13 protein-coding genes are annotated in these 13,807 nt (G+C 52.8%); 1 reads left to right on the top strand and 12 read right to left on the bottom strand.

The features are described from left to right. Positions 1-2 precede the first annotated feature (2 nt). From fabZ to rpsB, 12 genes are all read right to left on the bottom strand, one after another. Positions 3-458 carry a 3-hydroxyacyl-ACP dehydratase FabZ gene (fabZ, locus tag BV390_RS15475; RefSeq protein ID WP_004858132.1) on the bottom strand — a complete coding sequence of 152 codons (456 nt, stop codon included), beginning with the start codon at positions 456-458 and terminating at the stop codon, positions 3-5. 171 nt (positions 459-629) lie between these two features. Beyond that, a complete protein-coding gene (gene lpxD / locus BV390_RS15470; protein WP_004858130.1) occupies positions 630-1,655 on the bottom strand; it encodes a UDP-3-O-(3-hydroxymyristoyl)glucosamine N-acyltransferase in 1,026 nt (341 codons plus the stop codon). 3 nt (positions 1,656-1,658) lie between these two features. Beyond that, positions 1,659-2,144, bottom strand: a complete 486-nt coding sequence (skp, locus tag BV390_RS15465; RefSeq protein WP_004858127.1) for a molecular chaperone Skp — start codon at positions 2,142-2,144, stop codon at positions 1,659-1,661. A gap of 122 nt (positions 2,145-2,266) precedes the next feature. Next, on the bottom strand, positions 2,267-4,696 hold the full coding sequence (gene bamA, locus BV390_RS15460; protein ID WP_032689407.1) for an outer membrane protein assembly factor BamA: 2,430 nt from the start codon (positions 4,694-4,696) through the stop codon (positions 2,267-2,269). Between the two features lie 31 nt (positions 4,697-4,727). Then, a complete protein-coding gene (gene rseP, locus BV390_RS15455) occupies positions 4,728-6,080 on the bottom strand; it encodes a sigma E protease regulator RseP (protein ID WP_032689408.1) in 1,353 nt (450 codons plus the stop codon). Positions 6,081-6,091: 11 nt separating this feature from the next. Then, positions 6,092-6,949 (bottom strand): phosphatidate cytidylyltransferase, encoded by an 858-nt coding sequence (gene cdsA / locus BV390_RS15450; RefSeq protein ID WP_032697297.1) that lies wholly within the window; start codon positions 6,947-6,949, stop codon positions 6,092-6,094. A 12-nt stretch (positions 6,950-6,961) separates the two neighbouring features. Beyond that, positions 6,962-7,720 carry a (2E,6E)-farnesyl-diphosphate-specific ditrans,polycis-undecaprenyl-diphosphate synthase gene (gene ispU, locus BV390_RS15445; protein WP_004858119.1) on the bottom strand — a complete coding sequence of 253 codons (759 nt, stop codon included), beginning with the start codon at positions 7,718-7,720 and terminating at the stop codon, positions 6,962-6,964. 249 nt (positions 7,721-7,969) lie between these two features. Next, the gene (gene ispC, locus BV390_RS15435; protein WP_032697296.1) at positions 7,970-9,172 is read right to left on the bottom strand and encodes a 1-deoxy-D-xylulose-5-phosphate reductoisomerase; all 1,203 of its coding nucleotides are present in this window, start codon (positions 9,170-9,172) and stop codon (positions 7,970-7,972) included. Positions 9,173-9,411: 239 nt separating this feature from the next. Continuing rightward, positions 9,412-9,969, bottom strand: coding sequence for a ribosome recycling factor (gene frr / locus BV390_RS15430; protein WP_004858114.1), 558 nt, complete (start codon positions 9,967-9,969; stop codon positions 9,412-9,414). Positions 9,970-10,119: 150 nt separating this feature from the next. After that, positions 10,120-10,845 carry a UMP kinase gene (gene pyrH / locus BV390_RS15425; RefSeq protein ID WP_004858112.1) on the bottom strand — a complete coding sequence of 242 codons (726 nt, stop codon included), beginning with the start codon at positions 10,843-10,845 and terminating at the stop codon, positions 10,120-10,122. Positions 10,846-10,992: 147 nt separating this feature from the next. Further along, positions 10,993-11,844 (bottom strand): translation elongation factor Ts, encoded by an 852-nt coding sequence (gene tsf, locus BV390_RS15420; protein ID WP_015585106.1) that lies wholly within the window; start codon positions 11,842-11,844, stop codon positions 10,993-10,995. 117 nt (positions 11,845-11,961) lie between these two features. After that, on the bottom strand, positions 11,962-12,687 hold the full coding sequence (gene rpsB / locus BV390_RS15415) for a 30S ribosomal protein S2 (RefSeq protein WP_032689411.1): 726 nt from the start codon (positions 12,685-12,687) through the stop codon (positions 11,962-11,964). A 323-nt stretch (positions 12,688-13,010) separates the two neighbouring features. Here rpsB and map point away from each other — a divergent pair, with 323 nt between their 5' ends. Next, the gene (gene map, locus BV390_RS15405) at positions 13,011-13,805 is read left to right on the top strand and encodes a type I methionyl aminopeptidase (RefSeq protein WP_032689412.1); all 795 of its coding nucleotides are present in this window, start codon (positions 13,011-13,013) and stop codon (positions 13,803-13,805) included. The last annotated feature ends 2 nt before the right edge of the window (positions 13,806-13,807 follow it).

Raw genomic sequence — 13,807 nt, 5'->3', positions numbered from 1 at the left:
TATCAGGCCTCCCGGCTACGCGCACACATCATCGTTGCTTCGCAAACCACTTTACCATCAACCAGCGCGACGCCTTTAAAACGCGTCAGGCCGCGACGGGTTTTCTCGAAAGTGACTTCCATAATCATCTGATCGCCTGGTACTACCGGACGTTTGAAACGCGCTTCATCAATCCCGGCGAAGTAATAGAGTTCACCCGGTTCGAGCTTGCCGACGCTTTTGAATGCCAGAATGCCGGTGGCCTGCGCCATCGCTTCCAGAATCAGTACGCCCGGTAAAATCGGTTTACCAGGGAAGTGCCCCTGGAAAAACGGCTCGTTAACAGAAACATTTTTTACTGCGCGCAGAAAACGACCTTCTTCAAAATCCAGCACACGGTCTACCAGCAGGAACGGGTAGCGGTGAGGGAGAAGTTCCAGAATCTCTTCAATGTGCAGAGTATGAGTTTCAGTAGTCAAAATACTCTTCCTGTCTAAATATACTAAAAGGCAATAATAACACGGCCTGCGGCAATCTTATGAATGCAACAGGCCGAAAATTTTTACACTACATCTCTCAGGCAGTATCCTGGTCAGCGGTGGTTGCCGCCCGGATACTGCTTTGCATGATTTTGTGTGTCAACGGATGCGCTAATCTTGCTGATTAACCTTACGCTCAATCGATTTGAGGCGTTTGTTTATCTCATCAATATTCATCACCAGCGCCGCGGTTTTACGCCACACCTTATTCGGTTGCAGCGGAATCCCTGAAGAATAGACGCCAGGCTCGGTGATAGGACGCATGACCATCCCCATCCCGGTGACGGTGACTTTGTCGCAGATTTCCATATGTCCGTTAATCACGCTGGCTCCGCCAATCATGCAGTAACGGCCAATTTTCAGGCTGCCGGCCATGATAACGCCACCTGCAACGGCAGTATTGTCACCAATCACAACGTTATGCGCAATCTGACACTGGTTATCAATGATAACGCCATTGCCGATCACGGTATCATCCAGCGCACCACGGTCAATGGTCGTACAGGCGCCGATCTCCACGCGATCGCCAATGATGACGCGACCCAGCTGCGGGATCTTCACCCAGTTGCCGCGATCGTTGGCATAGCCGAAACCATCGGCACCGATAACGGTGCTGGACTGAATCAGGCAATTCTCACCGATCTCAATCTCGTGGTAAACGGTCACGTTGGCCCACAAACGGGAGCCAGCACCAATTTTCGTCTTTTTCCCAACGAAGCACCCGGCGCCAATCACCACATTGTCACCAAGCACAACATCAGATTCGATCACGGCGTTAGGGCCAATCGAGACGTTTTTACCCAGCGTCGCCGTGGCATCAATCACCGCACTCGGGGCGATATCCTGCGCCGGCTGCGGCGTGGTATCCAGAATTTGAGCCATGCGCGCATAGGTCAGGTAGGGATTACGCACTACCAGCGCGGCGCTTTGGGCAAAAGGTAAATCATCCTGCGTCATGACAACGGCAGAAGCCTGGCAAGCGGCCAGGTGTTCACGGTACTTAGGGTTGACCATGAACGTAATATGACCTGCTTTTGCAGTCTGCATGGACGCAACGCCGGTGATGACGATATCGCCATCACCGTGTAATTCTGCATCCAACTGCTGTGCTAGATCAGCCAGTCGAATAGAAGGCATTACTTATTTAACCTGTTTCAGCACATCAGCGGTGATGTCTTTTACATCGCTGCTGTTGTATGCAACGGCATTAGAATCAACAACCAGGTCGATGCTCTGGCTGCTCGCTACGCTTTTCACAGCAGTCTGGATACGGTTAACCAGTTTGCCGCGCTCTTCGTTGGAGCGACGTGCACGATCCTGCTCAAAAGACTGCGCCTTCTGAGAGAAGGTCTGGCGCTGAGCCATGACGTCTTTTTCCAGCTTGGTACGATCGGCACCCGGTTTCATGGACTGCAGACGCTGCATTTTGGACTGCAGATCGCCTTCCATACGCTGCAGCTCGCTCGCGCGGCCTTTGAACTCGTTTTCCAGCGTGTTAGAAACGCCTGTTTTCTGGGCAACCTGTTGGAACAGGCTGTTCATGTTAACCATTGCAATTTTATCTGCCGCCTGAGCGGAAGTTACCATTGCTAAACCCAGACCTGCAGCTAATAACCACTTTTTCACAATTAACTCCTTACCATCCCATGAGTACCCAGGGGTACCGTTATTTGCGTGGCCAGGCGATAACCGTGATTATCACCTAAAGTCAGCGCTATACTGCACTTACATTCCATTGCTGCCCGCAATTACCAGGTTTTACCAATGTTAAACTGGAACTGCTCGGCCTTGTCTCCCTCGTACTTTTTAAACGGTTGGGCGTAGGAGAATACCAACGGCCCCAACGGCGACATCCACTGCACCGCAATACCAGCGGACATACGGATGTTGCTCGGATCACCGTAATCCGGATAACCCGCATAAGCGCTCGAATCCCAGTGAGTATCCCACACGGTACCCATATCCCAGAAGAAGGAGGTACGGACCGAGTTAGCATATTTATCGCTGATAAACGGCGTCGGTGTAATCAGCTCCAGGCTGGCAACGGCCATGGCGTTACCGCCGACTGCATCATCCGATTTACACGGCGCAGACTCAGTGCTCTTACAGTTACTGTCATAGTTATCATCGCCATCGTGGCGATTGCTGGCCGGGAAATAAACCGCTTTCGGACCAATGGTGTTCGACTGGAACCCGCGCACGGTGCTTGAACCACCGGCGTAGAAGTTCTCGTAGAACGGCATCTCTTTGCTGCCAATACCGTCGCCATAGCCGAAGCGAGTACGTCCGAGAACCACCCATTTATGATCGTTGTCGATCGGTACATAGGTCGCCGTATCCAGCGTAGCTTTGTAGTATTCGTTATCCGAACCTGGAATGGTCACTTTACCATTCAGGTTGACACGCGAACCTTCCGTCGGGAAGAAGCCGCGGTCGAGCTTGTTATAGGTCCAACCGTAGTTGAAGGTGAAGTCGTTGGCGCTGAATGAGTTTTTATCATCGGTGTTTTCCGGATATTGACCCATCGAGTTCAGATAACGCCACATCGACACCTGCGGCTGCATATTGGACAGGGAGTTATGGACATACCCTAAGCCCGCGCGCAGCGTATTGTATTCGTTGATCGGGAAGCCCAGCGTAACGTCCGTACCATAGCTTTTGTTGGTATAGTCAGACAGATCCGCGTCGTTCGCGTCGAAGTCGTTATAGAAAATACGACCACCGAGACTCACGCCATCAACGGTGAAATACGGGTTAGTGACCGACAGTTCAGTATAGGTCTGGTAATCGTTTTTGGTGCCGTTAATTCCGACGGAATAGCCGGTACCCAGCCAGTTGTCCTGCTGAACGCCGGCCTGGAAGCTCACACCGCTTTCCGTACCGTAGCCGATACCAAAGTTGAAGCTACCGGTGTTACGTTCTTTGACCTTATAGACCACGTCGACCTGATCCGGGCTGCCCGGTACGCGCTGCGTATCGGTATCAACCGTTTCGAAATAGCCGAGACGATTCAGACGATCCTTACCCTGATCGACCAGGTCGCTACCCAGCCATGCCCCTTCCATCTGACGCATTTCGCGACGCAGAACGGAGTCTTTGGAGGTATCGTTGCCCTCGAAGCGAATTTTACGTACGTAGTAACGGTTGCCCGCATCGACGTTGACGTGCAGCTTCACGGTCTTATCGCTATCGTTAATTTCCGGCTGAGACTGGACGCGCGGATAAGCGTAGCCATAGCGACCGAGGAGTTTCTTAATATCATTCTCCATTTTGGTCACTTTGGCGCCGTTATACAACTCGCCCGGCTCCACTTTGGTCAACGCTTCGATTTCTGCCGAATGCCCCGCCAGATCGCCCGTCACCTGCACACCGGACAGCTTGTACTGATCGCCTTCGGTGATGTTTACGGTGATGTAGATGCCTTTTTTATCCGGCGTCAGGCTCACCTGGGTGGAGTCGATGTTGAAACGTGCGTAACCGCGATCCAGATAGTAACTGCGCAGGGTTTCGAGATCCCCGGCCAGCTTCTGCTTCTGGTATTTACGATCGCCGACCACGTTCCACCACGGCACTTCATCGCGCAGCTGGAATGTTGAGATCAGTTCATCGGTACTGAACGCATGGTTACCGACAATGTTAATCTGCTGGATTTTCGCCGAGACGCCTTCCTGGAATACCAGTTTCAGGTCGACGCGGTTACGCGGCAGCGGGGTCACGACAGCTTTTACGCTGGCGCTGTACTTACCGACGCTATAGTAGAAATCTTCCAGCCCTTTCTCGATATCAGCGAGGGTCGTGCGGTCAAGGGACTCCCCAACGCGAACGCCGGATGCCTCAAGGTTTTGCTTGAGCATGTCATCCTTCACCGATTTGTTACCGGAGAAAGTGATGCTGGCAATCGTTGGGCGCTCTTTCACCTGCACCAACAGGGTATCACCATCGCGCAGGACGCGGACGTCCTCAAAGTTGCCAGTGGCAAACAAAGCACGAATGGTGTTACTGATATCATCATCGGTCACCGTATCGCCAGGACGCACGGGCATACTGAGGAGGGCCGCACCAACAGCGACACGCTGCAAGCCTTCGAAATGAATGTCCTTCACCACGAACCCTTCAGCACCGTATACGGTTGCGCTGCTAAACAGCAGCGACGCTATGAGCAACTTTTTCATCGCCATCGTTATTATGCGTTCTTCCTAACAAACTCTCTTATAACCGAGAGAAATCATTGAAAAGTGCAAGCCCCATTAACAACACCAGCAGTATTGAGCCAATGCGATAACTAAAGTCTTGAACTCGCTCGGATACCGGCCCGCCCTTCAGCTTTTCAATCGCCAAAAATAGCAGGTGCCCCCCGTCCAGGACGGGAAGCGGGAACAGATTGATTATTCCGAGGTTCACGCTAATCAACGCAAGGAACATCAGATAGTAAATCAATCCAAACTCCGCTGACATTCCAGCCCCCTGGGCGATAGAAATCGGCCCGCTGAGGTTGTTCAGTTTGACATCACCGGTTATCAATTTACCCAGCATCCTGACGGTTAATGACATCAGTTGCCAGGTTTTATCCGTGGCTTCAGCAATGGCGGCAAACGGCCCGTACTGACGCACTGTCTTATATTCATCAGGCAGCGGGATGACCTTAGGCACTACCCCTGCAAACCCTTCGGCTTTACCTTTTGCGGCTCGGCTATCTGGCGTCAGCGTAACAGACAAGGGACTCCCCTGTCGCTCGATGTCCAGAATCAGCGCCTTACCCGGATTATCACGCACCAGATTTACAAACGTCATCCACTGCGTTAACGGTTGACCATCGACTTTAACGATCCTGTCGCCCGCTTGCAAACCGGCCTTCTGCGCCGCCGAGCCAGATTGTACTTCAGCCAGCACCGTATCAATCTGCGCGCTGCGAGGCTGAATACCCAGCGAGGTCACCGGATCTTGTTTATCCGGCTCAAACGCCCAGTGCCGCAGATCGAGGATTTTATCCTGGCGCTGACTGCTCCCGAAAGGGGCGACCGTAACTATTGTTTGCTCGTCGCCAATCTTCGAGACCAGCGCCATACGCACTGCATCCCAATCAGGCGTTTCGATGCCATCTATCGCTTTAAGTTCCGTTCCTTTTGCAATTTGTGCGTGTGCGGCAATCGAGTCGGGTACTATTTCACCAACAACCGGACGGACGCCAGGAACACCGATGATAAACACCAGCCAGTAGGCAAAGATGGCAAAAATGAAGTTGGCGACAGGGCCTGCGGCAATGACGGCCGCACGCTGGCCAACGGTTTTGTTATTGAAAGCGTAGTGGCGCATCTCTGGCGCCACCGGCTCGACGCGTTCGTCGAGCATTTTGACATAGCCGCCGAGTGGAATAAGAGCGATGACGAATTCCGTTCCCTGCTTGTCAAAACGTCGCCATAACGCTTTACCAAAGCCGATGGAAAAGCGTTCAACGCGAACGCCGCAGCGACGAGCCACCCAGAAATGGCCAAACTCATGCACGGTGATCAATACGCCCAGCGCAATGATAAAGGCAGCCAAATTCCAGAGAACGCTTAGCATAAAACCTTCCGTCAAATCGTCCTGAAGACCAACAATAGCAGACAAGCAAACACCGGTACCGCCGCCGTCAGGCTATCGATACGATCCAGTATTCCACCGTGTCCGGGAATCAGATGACCGCTATCCTTAATGCCGGCCTCTCGCTTAAACATACTCTCTGTCAGATCGCCCAGCACCGATGCCAGTGCCGCAACAACGGAGCACACCAGCAATACCGTTGGGGTAACATCCAGATTTGCCCACTGGCCGTAGGCCCAGGAGATGACCGCCGCCGTCACCAGACCGCCGAAGAACCCCTGCCAGGTTTTACCCGGAGACACTTTCGGTGCCAGCTTATGCTTGCCGAACATCTTGCCAAACATATAGGCGCCAGAATCCGCGCCCCAGACCAGAATCATCACGTACAGCAGCCACAGCGCGCCGCTGTAATGGTTATCCGCATAATGCCAGGCACGCAGCGCCAGCATGCCCCAGAAGAACGGGACGATAGTCAGAATACCAAAGATCAGCCGCAGCACCTTCGAGTTGCGCCAGAAAGCCGCGGACGCCGGGTAAGAAAGCACCAGCAGCAGCGCCACAATCCACCAACCAAACGACGCCCAGAGCGATCCTTCAACCAACGGTTGATGAACGTCGTAGTGATATTCCGGCATCAGGAAAAGCATCAACGCCAGTAACAGGCCACACAGCAGCGCCAGCCAGATGCGTTGTGAAGTTGAAGTGAAACCGCTAAATTGCCCCCACTCCCACGCAGCGAGCATACACACCACGAGCGTGACGATGGCAAAACCCGCAGGCGGCAACAGAAAAAGCGCCGCAATGACTACGGGGATTAAAACGAAAGCCGATATCAGGCGATACTTCAGCAAAAGTGACCCCCATCAGGCATGATTGCCACCCGGCTCAGTGCCGCCGAAACGACGCTCTCGATTAACAAAGGCATGGAGTGCACCTTCAAAGTCCTGTTCTGCAAAATCGGGCCAAAGAACATCGGTAAAGTAAAGTTCGGCATACGCAATTTGCCAAATCAAAAAATTACTGATGCGATGCTCTCCCCCGGTCCTAATAACTAAATCTACAGGTGCCAGTTCATGCATACAGACCTGCTGACTCAGCATGTCTTCCGTGATCTGTTCGGGCCGAAGTAACCCGTTCTGAACCTGTTCGGCCAGATTGCGGACACCCTGAATAATATCCCAGCGCCCACCGTAGTTCGCCGCAATATTCAGCGTTAAGCCGGTGTTGTTCTCCGTCAGCGCTTCCGCTTTGCGGATACGCTCCTGCAGGCGCGCATTAAAACGCGTCGTCTCGCCGATGATCCGCAGGCGGACGTTATGCCGATGCAAGCTTTTCACTTCGCTATCCAGCGCCCAAACGAACAGCTCCATCAGAGCACTGACTTCCTGCTCCGGGCGGTTCCAGTTCTCGCTGCTGAATGCATATAGCGTCAACGCTTCAATACCATTGTTCGCCGCGAAGGAGACCGCGCGACGAACCGACTTCGCCCCGGCTTTATGGCCGAATGCGCGAATTTTTCCTTGCTGTTTCGCCCAACGACCGTTGCCGTCCATGATAATGGCGACATGACGACAGCCATGCGCAGGCGATATTTCGCTGACAGTGTGATTAGCAGACAACATAACGCGTTTTAAGTCCATAATAAGGATTAGCCAAGCCACTAAACGCGAGCAACCGGTCAGCGCTGTATACGCATTTTTATCCAGTGCCGAAGCTACAGCTAATCGCAGAGAACAACCCAAAGCTTTACGCAAAAAAGCCGTGTTTTTCCACGGCCACCACAATCTTTTACAACAAAATGCAACGATTGGGTGGCGCAGACTATATCACCGAAGCCCAGCGCCCACAAATATCACAACGTGTCGTGAGGTTCAGCCCCGCGTTGTCAGATGTTTTATCTGCTTCTGCGCAACGACCCTGGCCTGAGCGTCAATAACCAGCACTTCATCAATGCTTTGCGGCTCATCCAGCGTCAGTTGATCCAGCACCGCCAGGTTGACTCCCGCAATATCGGTAAAGCGAATCTCTCCGGCCAGGAAGGCTGCCACTGAGATTTCGTTTGCCGCATTCAATGCCGTTGTAGCCGCCTGACCTTGGTCAAATGCGTCCATCGCCAGCTTGAGGCACGGATAGCGTCCGTAGTCCGGCGCGGAAAAGCTCAGCTGGCTCAACTGGCAGAAGTCTAATGCCGGCACGCCAGAATTCAGGCGGTCTGGCCAGCCCATCGTATGGGCGATAGGCGTGCGCATATCCGGTTCACCGAGCTGTGCAATGACGCTGCCGTCAAGATAACGCACCATCGAGTGAATGACGGACTGCGGATGGATCAGCACTTCCATCTGCCGGGCTGAAGCGTTGAACAGCCAGCGGGCTTCGATATATTCCAGCCCTTTGTTCATCATCGTGGCGGAATCGACAGAGATTTTGCGTCCCATTGACCAGTTGGGGTGACGGCAGGCCTGATCCGGCGTCATCGCCGCCAGCTCCGCTATCGCCGTTTCCCGGAAAGGACCACCGGAACCGGTCAGCAGAATCGACGATACGCCGTTCTGCGTTAAGTCAGCGTATCCAAGATTATGCTGTACGGTTACAGGCATACTCTGAAAAATCGCGTTATGTTCGCTGTCCACGGGCAGCAGGTGCGCACCATACTGCTGTACCGCATCCATAAACAGGCGTCCGCAGGTGACCAGCGACTCTTTATTCGCCAGCAGAACCGTTTTGCCGGCACGGATGGCGGCCAGCGTAGGTACCAGTCCCGCAGCACCCACAATCGCCGCCATCACCTGGTCAACGTCGTCCAGCGCAGCCACTTCAGCGGCAGCCTGCTGGCCGCTTAATACCTCAGTGCGGCTACCGCTTTCACGCAGGCGGATGCGCAGCGCGTCGGCGCTTTGTACATCGTCCATAACCGCGTAGCGGGGAGAAAATTCCAGACATTGTTCAACCATGCGGTCGACATTTTTCCCTGCGACCAGCGCAGCGATGGAAAAGCGATCGGGGTTATGGCGCACCACATCCAGCGTGCTGCAGCCAATTGAACCGGTCGAACCGAGAACGGTTAATTGCTTCATGAGATGTCCAGAAGAATTGAGACAGGATAAAAAGAAAAACGCCGCCAGTAAGCCCTTACGCCACAATTACCCGGGAGCAGGTCGGCGGTCTATCACCTTCAGCAAGCGTGCCAAAGGCTACAGGGCCGACCGTTTTAACACAATCCCAGGAATTGAGCGTTCGGTCTTCTGTACGGCGTTTCAGACTTAACGCCCGCAGCCCATCAATAATAGTGGGCGGCGAGCGTATCGGCAGAGAATCAGAACTGCATCAGTTCCGCTTCTTTATCGGCCAGCGCCGCATCCACTTTCTTAATGGCGGCGTCAGTCATTTTCTGCACGTCGTCCTGAGAACGGCGATCGTCATCTTCGCTGATCTCTTTGTCTTTCAGCAGCGCTTTAACTTTGTCGTTAGCATCACGACGCACGTTACGGACAGACACGCGAGCCTGTTCGGCTTCGGCACGCACGATCTTAGTCAGATCTTTACGACGTTCTTCGGTCAGCGGCGGCAGCGGAACGCGGATGTCGGTACCCGCAGAGCTTGGGTTCAGACCGAGATCGGAAGCCATGATCGCTTTCTCAACGGCCGGGCTCATCGAGCGATCGAATACGTTGATTTTCAGAGTACGGGAGTCTTCTACCGTGACGCTTGCCAGCTGACGCAGAGGCGTCGGCGTGCCGTAATATTCCACGACAATGCCATCCAGCAGGCTGGGAGAAGCACGACCCGTGCGTATTTTGCTGATTTGGGTTTTGAACGCTTCGACGCATTTTTCCATGCGTACTTCAGCATCTTTTCTGATATCGCTAATCACGTTACGAATCCTTGAAAACTTGTCTCAGACAGACCAGACGGTCGCTCACCGTAAAAGTGAGCTAAGTATAGTCAGGTTTAATGCAAATCACCGGGCAATAAGCCCGCGAAAGTAAGGCGGAATATTACCCGGATTTGGCGCTGACGGGAATTATTCCGTAATCAATGTGCCTTCTTTTTCGCCCATCACCACGCGACGCAGTGCGCCTGGTTTATTCATGTTGAAGACGCGAATCGGCAATTTATGGTCACGCGCCAGGGTAAAGGCGGCTAAATCCATGACTTTCAGTTCTTTATCGAGCACTTCGCTGTAAGTCAGCTGATCGTACATGGTGGCAGACGGGTCTTTGGCCGGGTCAGCGGTAAACACGCCGTCGACTTTGGTGGCTTTCAGTACCACATCGGCTTCGATTTCAATACCACGCAGGCAGGCAGCGGAGTCGGTGGTGAAGAACGGGTTACCGGTACCTGCAGAAAGAATCACTACGCGATTGTTACGCAGCAGGCTGATGGCTTCCGCCCAGCTGTAGTTATCACACACGCCATTCAGCGGAATCGCTGACATCAGGCGAGCGTTCACATAGGCGCGATGCAGTGAGTCACGCATTGCAAGGCCGTTCATCACCGTTGCCAGCATGCCCATGTGGTCGCCCACAACGCGGTTCATCCCCGCTTTCGCCAGCCCAGCACCACGGAACAGGTTACCGCCACCAATCACTACGCCAACCTGAATACCCAGTTCAACCAGTTCTTTGATTTCCTGAGCCATACGGTCAAGTATGCTTGCATCAATACCGAAGCCTTCCGAACCCTGCAGAGCTTCGCCACTTAACTTAAGCAGAATACGTTTGTAGACGGGTTTTGCATTGGTAGCCATGTTTCTTTCCTGAGACTGTCAACGAGTGAGATGAGTTAATTCTGGCGACATTGTATGCCGCTTTTCAGCACAGCCACTATAAGCGATGCGCTGAATTTACAAAACGGGCACAAAAAGAAGCCGCCCTCAGGCGGCTCCTTTTGAAAATTAAGACTGCTTGGACATCGCAGCAACTTCTGCTGCAAAGTCAGTCTCAACTTTCTCGATGCCTTCGCCCACTTCAAAGCGGATGAAGCCAGTAACGTCGGCATTGTGCTCTTTCAGCAGCTGAGCAACAGATTTGCTCGGATCCATAACGAAAGGCTGGCCGGTCAGAGAAACTTCGCCGGTGAATTTCTTCATGCGGCCTTCAACCATTTTCTCTGCGATTTCTTTCGGCTTACCAGACTGCATCGCGATGTCCAGCTGAACCTGGTACTCTTTCTCAACCACTTCAGCAGAAACGTCTTCCGGCTTAACGAATTCCGGCTTGCTTGCTGCGATGTGCATTGCCAGCTGTTTAACCAGCTCCTGGTCAGCGCCTTTAGCCGCAACCAGAACACCGATACGTGCGCCGTGCTGGTATGAACCCAGAACGTCGCCTTCCAGGGAAGCCACGCGACGGATATTGATGTTCTCACCGATTTTAGCAACCAGCGCAACACGCTCTTCTTCGAACTGTGCTTTCAGAACTTCAACGTCAGTGATTTTGCCAGCGACTGCAGCGTCCAGTACTTTATTAGCAAATGCCTGGAAACCACCATCTTTAGCAACGAAGTCAGTCTGGCAGTTAACTTCCAGAATGATGCCGTAGGTACCGTCGATCTTAGTGATGATCACGCCGTCAGCAGCAACGTTACCTGCTTTTTTCGCCGCTTTGATTGCGCCAGATTTACGCATGTTTTCGATTGCCAGCTCGATGTCGCCGTTTGCTTCGGTCAGCGCTTTTTTGCAATCCATCATGCCTGCGCCAGTACGCTCACGCAGCTCTTTTACCAGGGATGCGGTAATTTCAGCCATTCTTAAATCCTCGGGAGATGTGAACTGCCCGGCCGGGGGCCAAACAGTATAAATTGAAAAAAGGGGCCGAAAATGGGCCCCTATTCATACACGGTACTAATAAGGGGTGAAACCTTATTATTCAGCTTCTACGAAGCTTTCTTCCGCCTGAGAAGCCAGATCCTGAGAACGACCTTCACGCACGGTTGCAGCTACAGCGCCCAGGTACAGGCTAACAGCGCGGATTGCGTCGTCGTTACCCGGGATAACGAAGTCTACGCCGTCCGGATCGGAGTTAGTATCAACGATAGCAAATACCGGGATACCCAGGTTGTTTGCTTCTTTGATAGCGATGTGCTCGTGGTCAGCGTCGATAACAAACAGTGCGTCCGGCAGGCCGCCCATGTCTTTGATACCGCCCAGGCTGTTTTCCAGCTTGTCCAGCTCACGAGTGCGCATCAGCGCTTCTTTCTTGGTCAGCTTCTCGAAAGTACCGTCCTGGGACTGAGTTTCCAGGTCTTTCAGACGTTTGATGGACTGACGAACGGTTTTCCAGTTAGTCAGCATGCCGCCCAACCAGCGATGGTTCACGAAGAACTGGTCGCAGCTGTTAGCAGCTTCTTTTACCGCTTCGCTTGCAGCGCGTTTAGTACCAACGATCAGAATCTTGCCTTTACGAGCAGAGATCTTGTTCAGTTCAGCCAGAGCTTCGTTGAACATCGGTACAGTTTTCTCAAGGTTGATGATGTGAACTTTGTTACGCGCGCCGAAGATGAAAGGCTTCATTTTCGGGTTCCAGTAACGGGTCTGGTGACCAAAGTGAACACCAGCCTTGAGCATGTCGCGCATGGAAACAGTTGCCATGTTTAAAACCTCTATAGATAAAGTTGGGGTTATGCCTCCACGTATCCCATATTACCGACCCTAAAGGGCACCCCGGAATATGTGTCGATACGTGTGTGTTATTTACACAAAGTGAGATTTGTCGCTTCAGTCCATCCTGTGTAGTACGAAATGGAACGGAAGTCCGGCGCGCTTTATACCACAAAACCCGATCGGAAACCAACTGTTGTTGACGCTGAGTGCTGTTAATGATTCTCAATTTGGCACCAGGACACCCGGACTGTTAACATTGACAGGAATAACTCTATTATTGTCGAAAAAACCGACACAGCTGGACACAATCCATGGCTATATCTATCAAAACATCTGAAGACATCGAAAAAATGCGCGTCGCCGGCCGCCTGGCCGCTGAAGTGCTGGAAATGATCGAACCCTACGTTAAACCGGGCGTCAGCACCGGCGAACTGGACCGCATCTGTAACGATTATATTGTTAACGAACAGAAAGCGATCTCCGCCTGCCTCGGCTACCACGGTTACCCAAAATCCGTGTGCATCTCTATTAACGAAGTCGTCTGTCACGGGATTCCTGACGACGAAAAACTGTTGAAAGACGGCGACATCGTCAACATTGATGTCACGGTAATTAAGGATGATTTCCACGGCGACACCTCTAAGATGTTCATCGTCGGCAAACCGACGATTCTCGGCGAGCGCCTGTGCCGCATCACCCAGGAAAGCCTGTATCTGGCGCTGAAGATGGTTAAGCCAGGAATCAACCTGCGCGCGATCGGCGCAGCCATCCAGAAATTCGTCGAAGCGGAAGGTTTCTCGGTGGTGCGTGAATATTGCGGTCACGGTATCGGCCGCGGTTTCCATGAAGAACCGCAGGTGCTGCATTACGACTCTCCTGAGACCAATGTGGTGCTCAAGCCGGGCATGACCTTTACCATCGAACCGATGGTTAATGCCGGCAAGAAAGAGATCCGCAGTATGAAAGACGGCTGGACGGTGAAAACCAAAGACCGGAGCTTGTCTGCGCAGTACGAGCATACTATTGTGGTGACAGAGAACGGCTGTGAGATTCTGACATTACGCAAGGATGACACCATCCCGGCGATAATCTCGCACGACGCATAACG

It is taken from the genome of Klebsiella sp. YJ (assembly GCF_002108615.1).
In the GTDB taxonomy this organism is placed as follows: Bacteria; Pseudomonadota; Gammaproteobacteria; order Enterobacterales; family Enterobacteriaceae; genus Klebsiella; species Klebsiella planticola.
This window is presented reverse-complemented; position numbering and strand designations above follow the sequence as displayed.